14 protein-coding genes are annotated in these 18872 nt (G+C 70.2%); 5 read left to right on the forward strand and 9 right to left on the reverse strand.

Translation table 11 applies throughout. The features are described from left to right. Positions 1-40: 40 nt before the first annotated feature. The 4 genes from NBG84_RS22570 to NBG84_RS22585 form a co-directional block, all read right to left on the reverse strand. A complete protein-coding gene (locus tag NBG84_RS22570) occupies positions 41-1171 on the reverse strand; it encodes a PDR/VanB family oxidoreductase (RefSeq protein ID WP_250921375.1) in 1131 nt (376 codons plus the stop codon). After that, positions 1171-2055 carry a metal-dependent hydrolase gene (locus tag NBG84_RS22575; protein ID WP_250921376.1) on the reverse strand — a complete coding sequence of 295 codons (885 nt, stop codon included), beginning with the start codon at positions 2053-2055 and terminating at the stop codon, positions 1171-1173. The genes NBG84_RS22570 and NBG84_RS22575 overlap by 1 nt, the downstream gene beginning before the upstream one ends. A gap of 172 nt (positions 2056-2227) precedes the next feature. Beyond that, entirely contained in the window at positions 2228-4111 is a 1884-nt protein-coding gene (locus NBG84_RS22580) for a hypothetical protein (protein WP_250921377.1), read from the reverse strand. Positions 4112-4440: 329 nt separating this feature from the next. Further along, entirely contained in the window at positions 4441-7545 is a 3105-nt protein-coding gene (locus tag NBG84_RS22585) for an alpha-N-acetylglucosaminidase (protein ID WP_250921378.1), read from the reverse strand. Between the two features lie 118 nt (positions 7546-7663). On the opposite strand from NBG84_RS22585, the gene NBG84_RS22590 reads away from it, so the two are divergent. Continuing rightward, positions 7664-8161 carry a hypothetical protein gene (locus tag NBG84_RS22590; protein WP_250921379.1) on the forward strand — a complete coding sequence of 166 codons (498 nt, stop codon included), beginning with the start codon at positions 7664-7666 and terminating at the stop codon, positions 8159-8161. 151 nt (positions 8162-8312) lie between these two features. On the opposite strand, the gene NBG84_RS22595 is transcribed toward NBG84_RS22590, so the two are convergent. The 3 genes from NBG84_RS22595 to NBG84_RS22605 form a co-directional block, all read right to left on the reverse strand. Continuing rightward, entirely contained in the window at positions 8313-9830 is a 1518-nt protein-coding gene (locus tag NBG84_RS22595; protein WP_250921380.1) for a DUF1996 domain-containing protein, read from the reverse strand. A 267-nt stretch (positions 9831-10097) separates the two neighbouring features. Further along, entirely contained in the window at positions 10098-10745 is a 648-nt protein-coding gene (locus NBG84_RS22600) for a response regulator transcription factor (RefSeq protein ID WP_250921381.1), read from the reverse strand. Further along, a complete protein-coding gene (locus NBG84_RS22605) occupies positions 10730-11995 on the reverse strand; it encodes a sensor histidine kinase (RefSeq protein WP_250921382.1) in 1266 nt (421 codons plus the stop codon). Before NBG84_RS22605 ends, NBG84_RS22600 begins: the two co-directional genes overlap by 16 nt. 345 nt (positions 11996-12340) lie before the next feature. Between NBG84_RS22605 and NBG84_RS22610 the strand changes: the two genes are divergently transcribed. After that, the gene (locus NBG84_RS22610) at positions 12341-14491 is read left to right on the forward strand and encodes an MMPL family transporter (protein WP_250921383.1); all 2151 of its coding nucleotides are present in this window, start codon (positions 12341-12343) and stop codon (positions 14489-14491) included. A gap of 32 nt (positions 14492-14523) precedes the next feature. Continuing rightward, positions 14524-14928, forward strand: a complete 405-nt coding sequence (locus tag NBG84_RS22615; protein WP_250921384.1) for an Imm7 family immunity protein — start codon at positions 14524-14526, stop codon at positions 14926-14928. Positions 14929-14956: 28 nt separating this feature from the next. Here NBG84_RS22615 and NBG84_RS22620 read toward each other — a convergent pair whose 3' ends face one another. Together NBG84_RS22620 and NBG84_RS22625 are read right to left on the reverse strand one after the other, a co-directional pair. After that, positions 14957-15241: a putative quinol monooxygenase gene (locus NBG84_RS22620; protein ID WP_250921385.1), complete on the reverse strand. Its 285-nt coding sequence runs from the start codon at positions 15239-15241 to the stop codon at positions 14957-14959. A 313-nt stretch (positions 15242-15554) separates the two neighbouring features. Next, on the reverse strand, positions 15555-16550 hold the full coding sequence (locus NBG84_RS22625; protein ID WP_250921386.1) for an NAD-dependent epimerase/dehydratase family protein: 996 nt from the start codon (positions 16548-16550) through the stop codon (positions 15555-15557). Between the two features lie 159 nt (positions 16551-16709). Between NBG84_RS22625 and NBG84_RS22630 the strand changes: the two genes are divergently transcribed. Together NBG84_RS22630 and NBG84_RS22635 are read left to right on the forward strand one after the other, a co-directional pair. After that, the gene (locus NBG84_RS22630) at positions 16710-17357 is read left to right on the forward strand and encodes a hypothetical protein (RefSeq protein ID WP_250921387.1); all 648 of its coding nucleotides are present in this window, start codon (positions 16710-16712) and stop codon (positions 17355-17357) included. Between the two features lie 44 nt (positions 17358-17401). Beyond that, entirely contained in the window at positions 17402-18817 is a 1416-nt protein-coding gene (locus tag NBG84_RS22635) for a PepSY-associated TM helix domain-containing protein (RefSeq protein WP_250921388.1), read from the forward strand. Positions 18818-18872 lie beyond the last annotated feature (55 nt).

Genomic DNA, 18872 nt, shown 5'->3' on the forward strand with positions numbered 1-18872 from the left:
CCTTGTGCTAAAGGGGTGGGAGAGAGGGGAGAGTCTGGTGTCAGAGATCGAGTACCAGCCGTCCGTCTCGGCAGCGTGACACGCAGATCAGCATGGACTCCCGCTGTTCGGCCGCGCTGAGCAACTCGTCCCGGTGCTCGACCTCGCCCGCCAACACCCGCTGCCGGCAGGTCCCGCAGAACCCCTGCTGACAGGAGTACGGAACATTCGGCAGCTCCGCCCGGATCGCGGCGAGGGCCGACTGCCCCGGCGCCACCGTGACCGTACGCCCGGATCGACGGAGTTCGATGTCGAAGGGGCCACCGTCGCCGGTGGATGCGGTGCTCGCGGTGAAGCGCTCCAGACGCGGTGTCCGGCCCGCCGGGAGCAACGCGCCGACCGCGTCCATCAACCCACTGGGACCGCAGCAGTAGACCGCGGTCTCGGCGGGGAGCGCGGCGATGAAGGAGAGGTCAGCGCGCCCCGACTCATCCCCGGCGACCACGGTGACCCGCTCACCGCGGGAGCCCAGCGCCTCGATCTCATCCAGGAACGGCATCGCGGCCCGGGACCGCCCGCAGTACAGCAGCCGCCACTGGGCGCCCGCCGCTTCCACGGCCCGAAGCATCGGGAGTACGGGGGTGATGCCGATGCCACCGGCGATGAACTGATACGTGGTCGAGTCCACCAGGGGGAACCGGTTGCGCGGACCTCGAACGCTGATCTCCGTGCCCTCGCGAAGCTGTTCATGGACCTCGCGCGAGCCGCCGTCGCCATCCGTGATCAGTCGGGCCGCGATGGTGTAGGCGGCCCGGTCGGCCGGATCGCCGCAGAGGGAGAACTGCCGGGTCAGACCGGACGGCAGCACCACATCGAGATGGGCGCCGGGCTGCCAGGGCGGCAGTGGGTTGCCCGCTCGGCCCGCTCGGGGCGCTCGATTCGCGGTGGCCGTCGCCGTCGACGCCAGCCGGAGTTGGACCACCCCGTCGGCGGGTACCGTCCGCTCGATGACCACCACCCGTCGCAGGGTCGTCGGCCCCTGGGCGGTGCGCTGCCCCGAGATGGGTTCCGGGAGCGCGGGCAGTGGCCAGAGCGGCGAGGCGTCGATCCTGCGGTGCAGTGCCCGCCTGGCGAGTAGGGCGGCGCCGGCAGCCAGCGCGACCCCCAGGGCGCGGGGAGGCGAAGGAGCCATCAGCGGCCTCCGTTCGCGCCCGGTGAAGCGGTGAGATAGGCGACGGCCTGGGCCGTGTCCCCCTCCTGGGAGGGGTGGTAGGCCCGACTGAGATAGCGCGGTATGGATCGCAGCATCTCCGGCGTCGACGGCAGCACGCCCTGTTGGCCCGCACGGAAGAACTGGGCGAAGGACGCCCGGCCGTCCACCAGCGAGGGATCGTTGGCCATGAAGAACCGGGTGCCGCGCTGCCAGAGGAAGACCAGGGCCGAGAAGGCGGTCGCCCAGGTCCGAACTCGTCGGTGATAGCTCCCGTCCAGGTGCTGGAACAGCTCATAGGCCACCGACCGGTGTTCGACCTCCTCCGCGCCGTGCCACCGCAGCAGGTCCAGCATGGTGGCATCGGCGCCGCGCCGATCCAGCTCATCGGCGTTGAGGACCCAGTCGCCGAGGAACGCGGTGTAGTGCTCGATCGCGGCGATGAGCGCCACCCGCTCCAGCAGCCACCAGCGGCTGGCCCGGCCCGGTGGCAGGGTCCGATCGCCGAGGAGCTTCTCGAAGAGCCAGTCGACCTGGGCCGTGTAGGGGGTGGGGTCCAGACCGAGGCGCTGGAGGTGGGGCAGCACATCGTCGTGCGCCTGGGAGTGCACGGCCTCCTGACCGATGAACCCGATGACGTCCTCGCGCAGAGAATCGTCCCTGATCAGGGGCAGCACCTGCCGGTAGACATGGACGAACCACCGCTCGCCGGCCGGGAGCAGCAGATGCAGAACGTTGATGGTGTGGGTGGTGAAGGGGTCGCCGGGGACCCAGTGGAGCGGGGTCCGTTCCCAGTCGAAGGACACCTTGCGGGCCTTGAGTTCGATCCGGTCCGACGCAACGGGCGAGGGCCGAGTATGAGACATTGCGTCAATATACTGACAGGTAGGCCCGAGCAACAGGGTGCTGCGGGACATCCTCGCCAGATCCCGCACGCGCCGAAATGGCGGGAAGCGCCGCCCGGCCCGGCCGTGGACGTGGTTCCGGGGGGCCGAACCGTGGGGCGCCCAACTCCGGGGCTGCTCCGGACCGCGGGGCTCACTCCAGCGCGGCCACCTTGGTGCCGTCCGTCAGTCGACCCGTCAAGGTCGCACGGGCGCCCTCCCGCGCCGGGATCGCGAGCAGTCGCCCGCTTGCCTGGCCGGTCACCCCGCCCGATGCCGCGACCGAGGTGAACTGGTCGCTCCCGGCCGCCAGTACGTACCAGTCGCCGGCCCCTGACCGCCACACCACACCGGCCAGTGCCTTGGCGTCGCGTACCCCGCACGCCGCCGAGTCCTCGGCCCGGGCCACCACCGCACCCAGCGAAGCGCCCGGCGGCTGGAACTGCGCCAGAGCCCGGCTGCCCCGGCCCCGCCAGGTCTCCGCCCGCAGACACAACCAGCTCGCCGTGCCGTTCGACTCCGGCAGCGGCTGCTTGGCGTACTGCCAGAGATTCACCGTACGCACCCCCAGGCCGCGCATCTCCGGCAGGAGACAGGCCGTCCTCGCCCAACTGGGCCGGGCCGTCGCACCGGCCACGTCCTGTGGAGCGGTCGGCGCACCGAAGGTGAGCCGAGCCGGAGTCAGCTCGCCCAGGTCGGTCAGCAGCCGGTCCACCGTTCCGTCGCCCACCTCCAGCGCCTCCCAGGTCCGGCACTCACGAGCCTGCGCCGGACTGGGGAGCGGACCGGTCACCCCGTAGGTGTCCCGCCGTAGTGTCCGGGCGCCACCGAGCGGGGTGAGCAGATCCCGCACGGACAGCTTCCGTACCCAAGGGGCGGTCAGATAGCGGACGTTCCCATCGGTCCTCCCCACCACCAGGGCATCCGACGACAGTGTCTCAGCCCCGTCCGTACGGGCGAAGTCAAGGGCCGCGCCGCGGGTCTCATCGGTGGGCTCGGCATAGCGGACCACCCGCAGACCGTCGTGCAGCAGCACCACCCGGGCCTGGTCGACCAGACCGGCGTAGAGCAGATGGGCGGGCCCCATCGGCGGCCCCGGAGGGGTGGCCGGGGTGGCCGACACCTGTACCGACTTACCCGGGCGCGCCCAGACGGCGAGCGCCCGGCGCAGCAGGGACTTGTCCTCGGTGAGATCGCCGCGCGCGGGCCACACCGAGAAGTCCATCCGCGACGACTGCTGCCACACCGTGGGGGAGACCCGTACCAGCCGGTTCGGGTCCAAGGCCTGCTCGGCGACCGGGTTGCGGGCATACGGCGGAGCCGCCGCGCCGTGGGTGCCCCAGCCGTCACCGGGCATCCCGAGCAGAGCGCCGCACACCGCGAGCGCCGCAGCCCCCACCAGCGCCGCCCGGAAGTGCTGGCGCCGGCGCATCAGATCGGTGGGCCGGACCTGGAGCGAGCAGGGGTCGAACTCGTCCGATGTCAGCAGGGCGGCGGCCCCGGCGTCCGCGTGATGCGCCTGGTCGACTTCGGCGATCGCCAGGGCGGTGTTCTCCACGCCGGAGTCATGCAGCACCTGCCGTACGGCTTGGTCGTCGAGGCCCTCCAGATGGCGCAGCACATAGGCGGCGCGCGCCAGGCCCGAGAGGGCGGAGAGCCGCTGGTCCAGGGCGAGTTCATCGGCGCCACCCGCGCGGGGGAAGACCCGGAGCCCCCAGACCTGGGGGAGGAGCGGAGGGAGTTGGGAGCGTCGGGGGCGGGCGAGTCTCCTGAGCGGCAGCCCTGCCTCCAGGGCCTGCTCCAGCACGCGGGCCCGGACGTAGGAGTAGCCGCTGCCGCCCTCCTCGACCCGGCCGCGCGGCAGCGAGCGCTGCACCACGGAGTGGGCCGTGAGGACTCGGCGATTGCGGCCGAGCGAGGGCGGGAGCACGAGGTAGGCGATGCGAACGAGCCGGGGGTAGTGCTCGACGAGGGCGGCCTCGGCGTGTTCGAGTTCGAGGGGGGACCCGGGTGAGGGGATGGTGTCCTGTGAGCGCACGTTCAGCTGAACGAGCGAATCGTCGTATGGTCACCCACGGGTGGCGGCTGGGGAATCACCCGCCCCAGCAGCATCAAATCAGGGCGTGTCCAGGCGAAGACCGCGCTCGATGGGAGATCCCGGCTCGGGGCGGGGTGTTCGGGCGCCGAGGCCGGGACACCGGCTCGATGGGGCAGTTGTTCGGGAGCGGTCATCCGCTGGTCGGTCCGCGGGCGGGGAGTTCCGAGGAGCGGTTGCCCCGGCAGTCCTGACCGGCGGCTCCTTCGTTCGGGGGAGCGGTGGCCTGGGCCCGGGGCTGTCGCCGGCTCCCGGGCCCCGCGGCGCGGCGCTCAGCCGGTGGTCACGCTCCAGCCGCTGAACTTCACCGTCCCCCGCGCGCCGCTGCCACCGTTTATGGCCGTCATGAACAGCCCCACATCCTGCGTCTGGGCGGCACCCGGCACGGTCACCGTCGCCACCGTCCGCCAGGTGGTGCCGCCGTTCACCGAACAGGCCCCGGTGAAGGAGGTGCCGGTCCCACGGGTCAACCGCAGCAGCACCGGAGCCCGCACCCCCGTGATCCGGCGGTAGGTGTCCAGGGTGCTGTCGCCGTTGGAGTCATAGGACAGTGCCACGCCCTGGCCCGGGGTGACCGCGAGATTGAGGAACCCCGGATCGCCCTGGACACCGAGCCGGTTGCGCACGACGATGCCCGCCCGCGCCCAGCCGGCGGTGTTGGCCTGTGCGTCCACCCGTAGGACCACCGTGGTGCCGGGGCTCATCGCCGCCTCGCGGTAGGCCGTACCGAACTGGACCGTGCCGCGCCAGAGGTCATTGCCCGCGCCGTTGATCGCCAAGCGGTCGCCCAACTGCCCGAAGACGGCCGCGTTGCTGGTGAACGTACGCCACTGGGCATCCAGCGGAGCCGCGACATGCAGCGCACCCTGCTGGGTCACCGACACCCGGTCCTCGTCCTTGGGCCCGTACCGGGTGAGCAGGCTGTACGGCAGGGGGTGCAGTGGCTCGGTCAGCGCGGTGGCGGGTGCGGTGACCCGCCAGGCGACGGAGCCGTTTCCTCCCGCCGGTACGGATTCCACCGAGGTCGGTCCCGTCGGCTCGGGGGCCAGGTCCGCGCCCGTGAGGGCGAAGTCCACCTTGCCGGTGGCGCGCAGTCCACTGAGGTTGCGGAAGGTCGCCGTCACCGTGCCGGAGCCGCCCGGGGAGAAGGCGGGTGGGTCCATGCTCACCGAGGCGAAGCCCTGGTAGGGCGCGGTGGCCAGGGTTTCGTACACCCGCTGGGCGGTGCGGTAGGCGTCGCCTGTGGGCCGGGTGGGATAGGAGCGCTGGTCCTTGGTCCATGCCTCCTCGGATACGTACCAGTCGAAGGACTTGGCCGCCCGTCCCTCGGTGAGCGCTGCGACCAGTTCGCCGAGGTACGCCTCCCACTGCGGCACATGGACATCGCTGATCAGCCCGTGCCAGTCGCGGTTGGCGTAGTTGCTCAACTGACCCGCCACGACCCGGTCGCCCCAGGTGGTGACCAGGACCCGGGCGGTGCGCTCCAGTTCCAGGGCCTCCTCGGGGCTGGTGGCGAACCGTTTGGCGTCCTCCAGCCAGGGACCGAGGAGAAAGGAGCGATGGCAACCGGCCATGGTGTCGCTGAGCCGCATGAGTTTCAGCCAGAGCACCGACAGCGCGCGCACGGTCTCCACGTCCTTGCCGGCGTAGGCCGCGCGCAGGGGGAGTTGGAGGGTGCGGGAGCGATTGGCCAGTGCCTGGCGGGCCACATCGGTCAGATCATGGCGGTAGGCGTCACTGTCGCGGAGTTCGGAGCGGACCTTGAGCAGCTCGGCGAGCGCCAGGTCGAAGCCGGCCGGATCGAAGGCCGTACCGATCGCCGATGTGAGGTTGGGGCGCCGGCCGAACTGCGAGTCATAGGGGCGGCCATCGGTGCTGGTGAGCTGGTAGGCGGTGGTGGCCAGCGCGGCGAAGGCGGCCTGCGCCGCCTGGTCCTGGCCGCCGTAGCGGACCGTGGCGTACTCGGCGAACCAGGCGGCCCGGTCGATCCGCTCCTCGCGCCACGCCAACTCGCTGAAGAGCTCCAGGGCGGCCGGATCGCGCTCGGCGGCCTCGGGCATGTAGGCGGTGCCGACGAGCGCGCTGCCCGGCTTGTCCCGCCAGGCCGTGAACTTGGCCGTCCACCGGTCGGTGTTCGCCCCGATCGTGGTGCGACCGCCGAAGTTGGGGATGGTGCCGAAGGCGTAGGGCGCGCCGCCCCACTCCTGGTCGCGGTCGACGACGGTGTCCAGGTCGGAGAGCCCGTCCACGATCAACACCCGGCTGGTGTCGATGGCGTTCAGCAGCGCCGGGCGCGGATTGGACTGCCAGCCGAGGATCACCCAGGTCGCCTCCGGGCGGGCGGTGCGCAGCGAGGTCTCGACGGCCCGCGCCGCATCCGCCACGGGGACGTCGCCCGCGGTACCGCCCTCGTGCAGCAGATCCATCTTGAAGTAGTCGATATCGCCGAAGAGCTCCGCCTGGTGCCGGTAGTAGGCGGCGGCGACCTCGGGGAAGACGGGGGTGCGCGGATCGAGCCAGTCGGGGCGGCGCAGCCCGTTCCAGGTGCCCTGGGGGATCACCCGGGCACCGGGATTGCGGGAGACGAAGCCGTCGGGGACCGTACCGAAGTACCCCGGCAGCACCGCCCGCATCCCCAGCTCACGCAGCCGCTCCACGATTCTGCGCCCCAGCTCCGTACGGGCCGCCAGCAGTGCCGGCGACACCGGACCGCCGTAGTCGCTCATGTTCTGGAGCAGCCACCACGGCTGGTGGGAGGGGGCGGGCAGCCAGGTGCGGGCTTCGGTGTCCGAGTAGCCGAACCCCGTCAGCAGCCGGTGGTAGACCGCTTCCTGACCGGGTGTGACCAGGATTTCATTGCAGCCGTGGAGGGCGAGCACATCGATCAGCCGCTCCCAGCGGGCCCAGTCGGCGTAGGGGGCGGTGTAGCCGTCATGGGTGTCGTTGCAGGCGAAGCGATGGGGCACGGTGGCGCGCCGCTCCAACGCCCCCCGGGGCGCGGGAAGTCGCTCGGGTAGCTCCAACTGACTGCCGGACCAGGAGATCTGGGCCCGGCAGACGTACTTGAGGTACCAGTGCGCTCCGGTGAGGAGCACGGCGGCCGAGGTACCGGCCACATCGACGCGGCCGGTGGTGCCGGTGACCTTGAAGCGCTCGGGGCCTTCGATGGCCCGGAGCCGGAACTGATCGGCGTGATCCGGCAGCAGCCGCCGCAGCGCGGCCAGCGCCGGGGCGGTATCGAAGACGGCCTTGCGGCGGGGGGATGGTGCCAGGGGCGGGGTGTGGGCCGCGGCGGTGTGAGCAGGGCCGGCGAGGGCCGCGCCCACGCCGATCGCTCCCGCGGTGCCCAGGACCGTACGTCTCGACAGCTCGGACATCAGGACTCCTCCGTGTACTCCCGTATCCGTGAGCGCGCAGCGACAGCAGGTGCGTGCGTGGCGCACGTTACTCGGCGTTCACTCCCGCGGAGGGGCTCCGCACGGGCACGATGGCCGAATGCGGACGAGGACGGATTCCCGGGTGAGGCGTACAGCCCGTGCGGTACTGGCAGTTGTGGCGCTCGCGGCCGTCGCGGCATGTTCTTCGGGCGGTGACGGTGATCGGCGTGGCGGCGGGTCGACCAAGGGCGAGGAAGCACCTGAGCCGGCCGTGGGCACCCTGGAGGAGCTCGCCGCACGGGCGCGGTGCAAACCGAACATCCAGACGGACGCGGATGAGCTGCGGCAGGCGAACTGCGCCACATCCGATGGCAGGTATGTGCTCACCACCTTTGCCACCGACCGCGGGCAGCGCGAGTGGATCAATGAGGCCAATGACTACGGTGGCACCTATCTCGTGGGCCGTCGCTGGGTCGCGGTCGGCGAGGAGAAGGTGGTCACGGCGCTGCGCGGTCGGCTCGGGGGCATGGTGGAGACCGGCTCGCTACACCACTCGGGGGGAAGTAAGGGGAGTGGCGGCGGGGGGAGCGAGGATCACTCGGACCATGGCAGCTGACCGCGCAGGACTGGGGGGCGCCGCTCCGATGACGGGCGCCACTGCCGCGAGGTGAGATCGGTGGGGCGTACGGGGTGTGGGGGGTGGGCGGTGAGCAGGTGACGGCCGGATCGGCCCCCGCGCCAAGAGGGGCCGAGCCGGCCTGCTCAGGTCACCGGCACCTGTCGCCGCTGTTGATGCAGCTGACCATCCGGTTCATCACTTGCCGATCGAAGACATTGATGAAGTCGCCGTGGTCCGTGACGGGCTTGTGCAGCTGCTCCGGGAAGGAGTCGACCGCGAAGCCCGGACCGGGCGGGACCTTGTAGACGACCCGCTGGACCAGTTGGGGAATCGCCCGGAAGCCCTTGCCGCACCGGCCGTTGCGGTCCGCGAAGGCCACATGGGTACGGTGGTTGGCACTGTCGGTGTTGCGACCGTCCCAGCAGCTCTGGAACTTGAACGTACGCACCACCTGGCTGCCGCGCGGGCAGATCGGGTACTTGTCCTTCAACTGGCGCTCTTCGAAGCCGGTGCAGCTCCATGACGCGTTGGCATTGCCGGGGCCGTTCGCGAAGGCCTTGGCGTCGCCGGTGATGATGCGCAGGAAGCGGGGCATGGCGGTGACCTTGCCCACCGGGCTGCCGACGAAGGTCAGGGAGACCTGGGTCGGGGTCTGGATCTCGCCCACGTTCTGGTCCTCGCCGCCGCCGGGGGCGTTGGCGTCGGTCTCGTCCCGGCCGTTCTGGACCCTCAGGACGGGCCAGTAGTAGGTGGACTTGTCACCACGGTTGCTACAGGTGGTACGGCCTCTGGCGAGGCTGTCATTGCTGGCGAAGGCGTTGTTTGCCTGGTTGCCGATGTAGTCGTGCATATGGTGCGCGCCATTGCTGACACCGGGCGCCACGATCACATTGTCGGAGTTGAACAGGCCGTTGGCGTTGACTCCACAGCTGCTGGTGAAGGTGCCACGGGAGGCGCCTTGGCGCTGCTGTGCCTTCTGGACGTTGGGGCGGATGGACTTGATGTCGACGAAGTCGGAGCGTACGGGGCCATTGCCGCCCTGGCCGCTACCCTGCCCGTTTCCGTTGCCGTTCCCATTCCCACTGCCTGGACCGTTGCCGTTGCCGTTGTTTCCGTTTCCCTTGCCTTTCCCCTTCACCGGGTTGTTGTTCTCGTCGCTGTCGTCATCGTCGTTGTCGCCGTCGTCACCGGAGTCGTCCGCGCGCAGGGTGCAGGAAGCCATGCTCTCCATGCCCTGCGGTCTCGCGCCGCTCCGGTCGATGGCCGTGACGATCCGGTCGATGCTCTGCTGGCGATCGTCCTGCAACGGGCTGAGGATCTCTTTGTCAGCCAGTTGAGGGTCGCGCTGAACCTGATCTCTGCGCTCGGCGAACCGCTGGTACGCGTCGGTGATCTGGGTGTCCATCGCCGCCAGTTCGCGGTCCACCTCGGCGCGTGCCTGTCCCGGCATCTCGCGAGGAAGCCCGTTGGCGACCTCGGGGCAGTCGATGGTGGACACCTGCTGTCCGGCATTCAGATTCCGTGGCTGTCCCTGGTCGGACCGGCCTTCGCCCGCGGACGCGGTCACATTGACCGCGACCAGCCCACCCCCGCCCAGGATCAGTGCGACCGTCGAGATGATCGCGCGGTTCGCCAGCTTCGAGCGTCTTCTTGTCGTGCGTCCCAAGGGAACTCCTCTGCTTCGTTGCCGGGGAGGAGGTCGGTTGAGGGTTGTTGAGCGTCCCCGGCAGAGGGAGAAGCGCTCCGTTCCATACGGACCGGGCTCAGGAGGCGTTCAGTCCCCGTGGGAATTCGGAGGAAAGTCCAGTGACAGTCCGGGCATAGTGGGGCAAAAATGGCCTTGGGGGAGCGGTCTCGACCAGCCGGCGGTCTCGATCAGCCGAGGTCGGGTCCCCATGGATGGATCAGCCCCGGTCGAGTCCCCACGGGTGGATCAGCCCCGGTCCAGATAGGCGAGCACCGCGAGCACCCGCCGGTTGTCATCGTCCGAAACCGGTAGCTCCAGCTTTCCGAAGATGTTCGAGGTGTGCTTGGCCACCGCCCGCTCGGTGACCGTCAACTGCGCGGCGATCGCCCCGTTGGAACGTCCCTGTGCCATCAGCTCCATGACCTCCACCTCACGTGGGGTCAACCTGGCCAACGGCCGGTCCTGTGCGCGTCGGCTGAGCAGTTGCGAGATCACCTGCGGGTCCATGGCCGTGCCGCCCGCCGCCACCCTGCGTACCGCGTCGATGAACTGGTCGGCGTCGAAGACCCGGTCCTTGAGCAGATAGCCGACCCCACCGGTACCGTCGGCCAGCAGTTCGCGCGCGTACAACTGCTCCACATGCTGGGAGAGGACCAGCACGGGCAGCCCCGGCCGCGCCCGCCGTGCCGCCAGAGCGCACTGCAACCCCTCGTCCGTGTGGGACGGGGGAAGCCGGACATCGACCACGGCGACATCCGGTTCCAGCTCGGCCAGCGCCTTGGCGAGCTCGGGCCCGCTCTCGACGGCGGCCACGATGGTGAATCCGTACGCCTCCAGGAGTCGCACCAGGCCATCGCGGAGCAGAAACAGGTCCTCGGCTAGAACAACTCGCAAGGGATCTCCATGGTGACCATGGTGGGGCCGCCGACGGGAGAGCTGACGGCCAGGACACCGTCGAATGTACCGAGCCTGCGTTCGACACCGCTCAGCCCCGATCCCGCGGTCAGGGACGCGCCACCTCTGCCGTTGTCCGTGACCGCGATCCGCAGCGATCCGTCCGCATGGGTGATGTCCACCCAGATCCGGTCGGCACCCGAGTGCTTGACCGCGTTGGCCAGCGCCTCGCTGACCGCGAAGTAGGCCGCCGATTCCACCGGGGCGTCCACCCGGCCCGACAACTCCACATCCACTTCGGTCCGCAGCGGGAGCCGCAGCGCCAGCGCCTTCACCCCATCGCCCAGTCCCCGTTCGGCGAGCACCGGCGGGTGGATGCCCCGAACCAGGTCACGCAGCTCCACCAGGGCCTCCGCCGAGGTCGCCCGGGCCTGCGCGAGCAACTCCCTCGCCTGTGCCGGGTCCCGCTCGATCAGGGCCTCGACGGTACTGAGGTTCATGCCGACCGCCACCAGCCGGGCCTGCGCGCCGTCATGGAGGTCGCGCTCGATGCGGCGCAGCTCGGCGGCCGAGCTGTCCAGTGCGTCATGCCGGGTCTCGGTCAGCCGCCCGATGCGCTGTGCCAACTCGGCCCGGCTGGGGGCCAGCATCGAGCCCGCGATCCTGAAGTGGGTGCGCACCAGAAGCGGATTGACCTTGATGCCGATGCCGATCAGCCCCGCACCCACCATCGCCGCGGCGCCCGCCGTACTCCAGCTGTCCACGGGGACGAAGGTGAACCAGTGGGTGCCGCCCGCGGACACGATGGGCACCCAGAGCCCCATGACCAGCAGCAGACCGAAGAGGCCCTGCGCGAAGAGTCCGGGGCCGAGGACGGCGACCACCGCACCGGCCGTCAGATCCACGAAGAGCCACTGCACATCCCGCCAGGTCGCCGGGTCGCGCAGCATATGGACGCAGCGCTCGACCTGGCCGGTGACACCGGTACGCGCGTCTCTCGGCAGGGGCCGGTAGCGCGCCGGTATGGGCTCGGCACCCCACTGGCCCGCCAGTCGCCGACGGAAGTCCGCGTGCGCCCGAACCAGCCTCAGCACGACGGGGGTGGTGAAGACGCCGACCCCGGCCACCACCAGAGCGAGGGACACCACCGTCAGGACGAACAGGATGATCGATCCGGTCAGTGCCATCAGCGCCAGCGCCAGCCCCTGGGCACCTGCGATCGCCGCCGCCCGTGCCGTTGTGGCGTTCATGGGCCTTCCCCTCGTCCGGTGGAGTGAGCTCCTAGTCTGTCGTGCCGCCAACCGCTGGTCACTGGCCCCTTCCCCCCGGGGATGGTGGCACTAGCACCACCCCCCGCCCTCGCCTTCGGGCTCCACGGCCGGGGGTTTCAACGGCTGGGGGACAGCGGCCCAGCTTTCTAGCGTCGTACCCGAACGGCGACGAAACCCCAGCGCGGCGGCGCCGGCCCAACCGGCCGCCGCCGCGGTGCCGCACCCCGGAAGCCACTCAGGATCGTCGGTGCCGCGGTGTGAACGGGGCTCGTTGCCACCGTCCGGTGCTCACCTCAGCACCCGGCCCTTGGGGGAATGAAGACCATGAGACGCAATCTCGCGGCTCGTATCGGTGTGTGGAGCGCGCACCACCGCAAGACGGCCATCGTCGGATGGCTACTTTTCGTAGTGCTGGCCACCGTTGTGGGGGGCTCGGCCGGCATGGTGGAGATGTCGGATTCCGAGATGGGCACCGGTGACTCCGCACGGGCCCAGAAGATCCTCGACGATGTGGGTCTGGACCGGCCAGCTGGAGAGCTCGTGCTGGTCAGCGCCGATATGGCCGGGGGATGGCGGACGGCCGCCCGCGAGGTGACCGCCGCGATCGAGGGAACCGGCGAGGTCCAGAGGGTCGAGCCGCCCCTCGCCTCCCAAGACGGACGGCAGGCGCTGATCCGCTTTGAGGTCAAGGGGGATTCCAAGACAGCCGGGGACCGGGTGCAGCCGGTGCTCGACGCGGTGGCGGAAGTGGATCGAACCCACCAGAACATCGAGGTCCACCAGTTCGGCCAGGCCAGTGCGGACAAATGGCTGGGGGATCTGCTCGCCGACGACTTCAAGCGGGCCGAGTTCACCGCCGTACCGCTGGCGCTCGGCATCCTGCTGGTGGCCTTCGGGGCCGTTGTCGCGGCCCTGCTCCCGGTGGGGCTCGCACTGACCGCGTGCCTGGCGGCCTTCGGTCTGCTCTCGCTCGCCAGCCATCAACTCCATCTGTTCCAGACGACCTATTCGGTGATGTTCCTGATGGGGCTGGCCGTCGGCGTTGACTACTGCCTCTTCTACCTGCGGCGCGAACGCGATGAGCGGGCCGCCGGCCATGACGCCGAAACCGCGCTGCGGATCGCCGCGGCCACCAGCGGACGGGCCGTGCTGATCTCCGGGGTCACCGTGATGGTGGCGATGGCGGGGATGTTCCTCTCCGGTCTGATGCTGTTCGAGGGCTTCGCGCTCGCCACCATCCTCGTCGTCTTCATCGCCATGCTCGGCTCGGTCACCGTGCTGCCCGCACTGCTCGCCTGGCTGGGGGACCGCGTCGACGCCGGCCGCCTCCCCTTCCTCAACCGCCGTGCCAAGAAGGCGGGCCGGAGCGGTGCTCTGGCGGGCGCGGTGCTGGGGCCCGTACTGGCGCGGCCGAAACTGTTCGCCGCCGTGGGCGCCGTCGTTCTGCTGGCGCTCGCCGCCCCCGCGGTGGGAATGAAGACCGAACAACTCGGTATGGAGAAGCAGTTCGGCTCCGACGCGGCACTCTCCATCGCCCATCAGCGCATCACCACCGCGTTCCCCGGTGGACCCGAACCTGCCCGGGTGGTCGTTTCGGCCGATGACATCACGGCCGGGCCGGTACGGGCCGCGCTGGCCGCCTTCGCCCAGGTCACCGTGGACCGGGAGCGCGATGTCGCGGAGATCGAGGTACCCCTCGCCGGCGATGGCTCCGACGACCGTTCGAAGGCCGCCCTCGCCGAACTCCGGGACAAGACCGTGCCCGCGGCCTTCGACGGCACGGGAGCTGAGGCCTATGTCGCCGGTGAACTCGCCGAGTCGGTCGACTTCAACGACCAGTTGAAGCGCGGCATCGTCCCGGTCTTCGTCTTCATCACGGCGGTGACCTTCCTGCTGATGCTGTTCTGCTTCCGCTCCTATGTCATCGCCGCCACCTCGATCCTGCTCAACCTGCTCTCGGTGGCCGCCGCCTACGGGGTGATGGTCGCGGTGTTCCAGCACGGCTGGGGCGCGTCCCTCCTCGGCACGGAGGCGGTCGGCGCTATCCAGAGTTGGCTGCCGCTGTTCGTCCTCGTGGTGCTGTTCGGGCTGTCGATGGACTACCACGTGTTCGTGGTCTCACGCATCCGTGAGGCCTGGGACCGGGGGGCCGACACACCGAGCGCCATCAGCGAGGGCGTACGCGCCACCGCGGGCGCGGTGACCGGAGCCGCGGCCATCATGGTGGCGGTGTTCGCGGTCTTCGGCACGCTCTCCATGCAGGACATGAAGCAGATGGGTGTGGGCCTTGCGGTCGCGGTCCTGCTGGACGCGACGATCGTACGGATGGTGCTGCTGCCCTCGGTGATGGCGCTGCTCGGCGAACGGAACTGGCACACCCCCAGGGCCCTGCGCCGGCTGCCCCGGCTGGAGCACGGCGAACCGACCGACCAGCCGTCCGTGGCGACGGGATCTCCCCGGCACGCGGCCCGGTAGGGCGGGCGGGTGACGGTCGTAGGATCGGGAGGGTGTTTGAGTACCACGGCTGGGTGACGGTCCGGGAGAGCTCGTTGGACGATGACAGCGAGAGCGCCTCGCGGGAGATCGCCGCCGAGCTGCGCCGACGGATCGAGCAGATGGAATCCCGCACCACGGCACTGCTGGATCTCCGCTGGATGAACGGAGAGCTGTTCCTCCATCTCGCCGGACACACCAACCACCGTGCTTCCTCAACCGCCGCGCTCGACCTCTTCGCCGAGGTCGGCGCGCTGGCCCCCGGCTCCTACGGCCTGCTCCACATCCGCGATGACGAGGACCCCGCCCATGAGAACGCGGTGCGGGTGCTGAGTCTGGTACGCGGACGGGTCAGCGAGTCCACGGAGCGGCTGCTGTCACCGTGCATACCGACCCTGGAGTCTCCCCACCAGGGGTAGTTACGGCCCAGCACGGTGGTCACGGTGGTCACGGCGGCTCGATCGCGGAGATGCGGTACTTGTGCACCTGCGCGTCCCGGATCTCCGCGGTCTGCTCCGGTTCCGGCCCGGAGCCACGGAACCCCGCCAGTTCGGCATCCGATGCCCACCGCTCGTACACGGTGATCCGATCGGCCTCCAACGGGTCCGCCGACAGGACGAAGTCCAGGCAACCGGGGGTGGCCCGCGCCTCCTCGACAACCCGGCGGCACCCGGCCAGATAGCCCTCTCGCGCCTCCGGATCGACCGCGATCCAACCGGACACAATCAGCATGTTCGTCCTCCTGAGCGCATGGGCGCGGTGAGTGCACACCGCGGGTGGGAGCCGCTGGAAGCAACGGCCCACCGAGAAGAAGACGCTCCGGAGCACGGAAAGTCATCGGACGACACGGACCTTGGGGAGATGGGCTTCAGCGATACGGGCCTGGGGGCTGGGGGGACCGCCATGGTCGGGGCAGTGCTGCGTGCCGGGCCATGGTGTGGTGGTGAACCTCATGAACCAGGCCATCACCACTTGGGCCGAGCCGGGGCCGAAGCCCGCTTGAGGTGCGCGGGCCTCGCGGCCGAGCCCTACCGCACCGGCCTCCTCACACCCCCAGGAGCTTCGCCTCCACCACCGGGTCAAGCCCCACCTTTGGGCGGTCCGGCCGCAACTCGGCCCTACCGCCGACCGATTGGAGCCACGACCAGGTGTCGGCGACCGTTTCGGCAGCCGGCCGGCACCGCAGCCCGGTTCCCAGCGCCCGCACCACACTCAACCCGTACACCGCGTTGTGGAGATCGGCGGCCTCCGCCCGCGGCACCCAGATCGGCAGATCACTCCATGGCTCGACACCCGCCGCCAGAATCCTCCCCGGCTCCGTCCAGCGCAGCTCCGCCCCGGACCCGGTGACCTGGACACAGGCCGTCAGCAACTCCTCCATCGTGGTGTGCGCCGGCTCGCTGGCGAGGTTGTACGGACCACTGAGCCCGGCGGCGGCCGCCGACAGCGTCCACTCGGCGAAGTCACGGACATCGATGAACTGCAACGGCGTCCGACCAGGCCCGGGCGCCAGCACCGGACCGCCGCGGGCGATCCGGCCCAGCCACCAGGGCAGTCGGCCGATGTTCTCCCAGGGGCCGAGGAGCAGCCCCAAGCGCACCAGCAGTGTCCGATCGGCGCCCAAGGCGTCCAACGCCGCCAGTTCACCACCCCGCTTGGCCTCCGCGTAGGGGACGCCGTCCGCGTCCGAGGAGGACTCCACCACCGGCGCCGACTCGTCATAGCCGACCGCCACCGGCCAGGTGTACACCGAACAACTCGACACATAGACATAGCGGCCCACCCGGTCGGCCAACAGCCGGGCCGAGTCCCGCACCACCCAGGGCGCCGCCGACCAGGTGTCGAGCACCACGTCCCAACCGCCTTCGGCGAGCGCGGCCAGCCCGTTCGGCTCGGTCCGATCGCCCAGCAGCTCCGTCGTACCGGGCGGAGCCTCATGCCGACCCCGATGGAAGACGGTGACCTCCCAACCGCGGGCGAGAGCCGCCTCCGCCACCGCCCGACCCGCGAACTCCGTACCACCCAGAATCAGAAGTCTCATACGTTGACTCTGCCTCCTCCCTCCCCAGGTGAACAGGACTTCTGCTGCCAGAAGAGTGCTGTTTGCACAGCAATCGCCCCAGCGTTGCCAGCAGTCCCAGAGATCAGAACGTTCCCGCCTCTCCCACAGCCGCCCGGGTGATGGCAGCATGTGCGCACCATGACGGATGCCCGGTCGCCACTGCGCGCTCTGCGGGCCGCACTTTTCGCGGCGATCTGCTGCTCCTTGGCGGCCATGGGGCATTCCTTCACATCTGGGCACGACCTACCGCTCCTCGTACTGCTGCCCGTCCTCCCGGTGACCGCCGGCTGCGCCTGGCTCGCGGCCGGAAGACGCCGCGGCACCCTCTCCATCGGACTGGGCCTGCTGGCGATGCAGGGCGCGCTCCATCTGTTCTTCGCGCGCGTCCAAGGCCATACCGCGGCGCCACCACCCGCCCCGCCCCACTCCGCCATGGGAGCGGTCGACCATATGGCCACGGCGGTACCTCCCGACGCCGCACCGCTGGGCCAGTCCTCCCTCACCATGGTCGCGGCGCATCTGGCCGCCGCCGCGTTCTGCGCGCTCTGGCTGGCGCACGGCGAGTCCGCGTTCTTCCGGCTGGCCGCCGCGGCCACCTCACTCGCCTTCACACCGCTGCGGCTGCTGCTCACCGTCGTCCTGCTGCCGGACAATCCACGGCCGGCGCCGGCGCGACGGCCGCTGGCCATCCGCCGCAGCACTCTTCTCCTCGGTCACACCCTGGTGCGCCGTGGCCCGCCCACGGTGCTCACTCCCCGTGCCACGACCCCTGGAGCAGCCGTCTGACCTGGGGTCGATTCCCCATGTCACACCAACTCCCCAGGATGACCATGGCCATTGACGTCCCTGTCCAGGGCACCACCGAGACCGAACAGGAGACCGCAGCCTCCACCTCCACCTGGAGCGCACTGCGGCCCCTCGTCCTCCGTATCCACTTCTACGCCGGGCTGCTGGTGGCCCCGCTGCTGCTGATAGCCGCCGCCAGCGGTCTGCTGTACGCACTCTCCTTCCAGGCAGAGAAGATCATCTACAGCCATGAGCTGGAGGTCCCGGTCGGTGACCGGGCCCTGCCTCTCGCCCAGCAGGTCAAGGCGGCCCAAGAGGCCCGGCCCGATGGCACGGTGACCGCCGTCTGGCCCAGCTCTGAGGACGGCGCGACCACTCGGGTGCTGATGAGTTCGCCCAAGGTCGATGAGAACAAGTCCCTCGCCGTCTTCGTCGATCCGTACACCGCCGAGATACGCGGAGCACTCCCCTCCTACGGCGGCTCGGGAGCCCTTCCGGTGCGCGCCTGGACCGATGAGCTCCATCGCGACCTCCACCTCGGTGACCTCGGCCGCTACTACAGCGAACTGGCCGCCAGTTGGCTCTGGGTGGTCGCCCTCGGCGGTCTGGTGCTCTGGCTCGGCCGTCGCCGCCGCAACAAGCGCGCCCTGGTGCTGCCCGAGCGGGGCGCCAAGGGCCGTCGCCGTACGCTGTCCTGGCACGGCGCCATCGGCCTGTGGGCGACCATCGGTCTGGTGCTGCTCTCCGCGACCGGACTGACCTGGTCGCGGTACGCGGGCGAGAACATCGGCGCCGTCCAGGACCAGCTCGGTGGTGCGACCCCGGCCGTCTCCGCGGTGCTGGACGGCGGCTCCGGCGGTGGCGGTGACCATGAGGGCCATGGCGCGGGTCACGGTGAGGCGCACCAGGGCGCGGATGTCGGCATCGACAAGGCGCTGCAGTCCGCGCGGGCGGTCGGGATCGACGGATCGCTCGCGATCGTGCTGCCCAGCGAGGGCACCGGCTATGTGATCAGGGAGACGGACGCCAGCTTCCCCGTCCATCTGGACTCGGCCGCGGTCGATCCGGCGAGCGGTGAGGTCATCGATGAACTGAGGTTCGCCGACTACCCCGTACTGGCCCAACTGACGCGCTTCGGCATCGACGCGCATATGGGCGTGTTCCTCGGCCTGACCAACCAACTGGCACTGGCGCTGCTGATGGTCGCCACGATCATGCTGACCCTGTGGGGCTATCGGATGTGGTGGTTGCGCAGGCCGACCAAGGGGCGGAAGCTCGCATTCGGCCGCCCCGTTGCGCGGGGCACATGGCGCAAGGTCCCGGTGGTCGTGCTGCTGCCGTTGGCCGCGGTCACCGCGCTCATCGGCTGGTTCGTACCGTTGCTCGGCATCACCCTGGTCATGTTCCTGGTGCTCGACCTGGCGATAGGGCTGATGGCGAAGGTCCGCGCCCGCGCCTAGCTCGTGTCGTCGCAGAACGGACGGGGCCCGGTCCGCGTGTCACCACGGGACCGGG

Source organism: Streptomyces albipurpureus, assembly GCF_023701525.1.
GTDB lineage: Bacteria > Actinomycetota > Actinomycetes > Streptomycetales > Streptomycetaceae > Streptomyces > Streptomyces albipurpureus.

Excerpts from the sequence above, each read along its gene's own strand:
- NBG84_RS22570 (WP_250921375.1), bottom strand. The coding sequence starts at position 1,171 with ATGGCTCCTTCGCCTCCCCGCGCCCTGGGGGTCGCGCTGGCTGCCGGC.
- NBG84_RS22575 (WP_250921376.1), bottom strand. The coding sequence starts at position 2,055 with ATGTCTCATACTCGGCCCTCGCCCGTTGCGTCGGACCGGATCGAACTC.
- NBG84_RS22585 (WP_250921378.1), bottom strand. The coding sequence starts at position 7,545 with ATGTCCGAGCTGTCGAGACGTACGGTCCTGGGCACCGCGGGAGCGATC.
- NBG84_RS22590 (WP_250921379.1), top strand. The coding sequence starts at position 7,664 with ATGCGGACGAGGACGGATTCCCGGGTGAGGCGTACAGCCCGTGCGGTA.
- NBG84_RS22605 (WP_250921382.1), bottom strand. The coding sequence starts at position 11,995 with ATGAACGCCACAACGGCACGGGCGGCGGCGATCGCAGGTGCCCAGGGG.
- NBG84_RS22610 (WP_250921383.1), top strand. The coding sequence starts at position 12,341 with ATGAGACGCAATCTCGCGGCTCGTATCGGTGTGTGGAGCGCGCACCAC.
- NBG84_RS22620 (WP_250921385.1), bottom strand. The coding sequence starts at position 15,241 with ATGCTGATTGTGTCCGGTTGGATCGCGGTCGATCCGGAGGCGCGAGAG.
- NBG84_RS22625 (WP_250921386.1), bottom strand. The coding sequence starts at position 16,550 with ATGAGACTTCTGATTCTGGGTGGTACGGAGTTCGCGGGTCGGGCGGTG.
- NBG84_RS22630 (WP_250921387.1), top strand. The coding sequence starts at position 16,710 with ATGACGGATGCCCGGTCGCCACTGCGCGCTCTGCGGGCCGCACTTTTC.
- NBG84_RS22635 (WP_250921388.1), top strand. The coding sequence starts at position 17,402 with ATGGCCATTGACGTCCCTGTCCAGGGCACCACCGAGACCGAACAGGAG.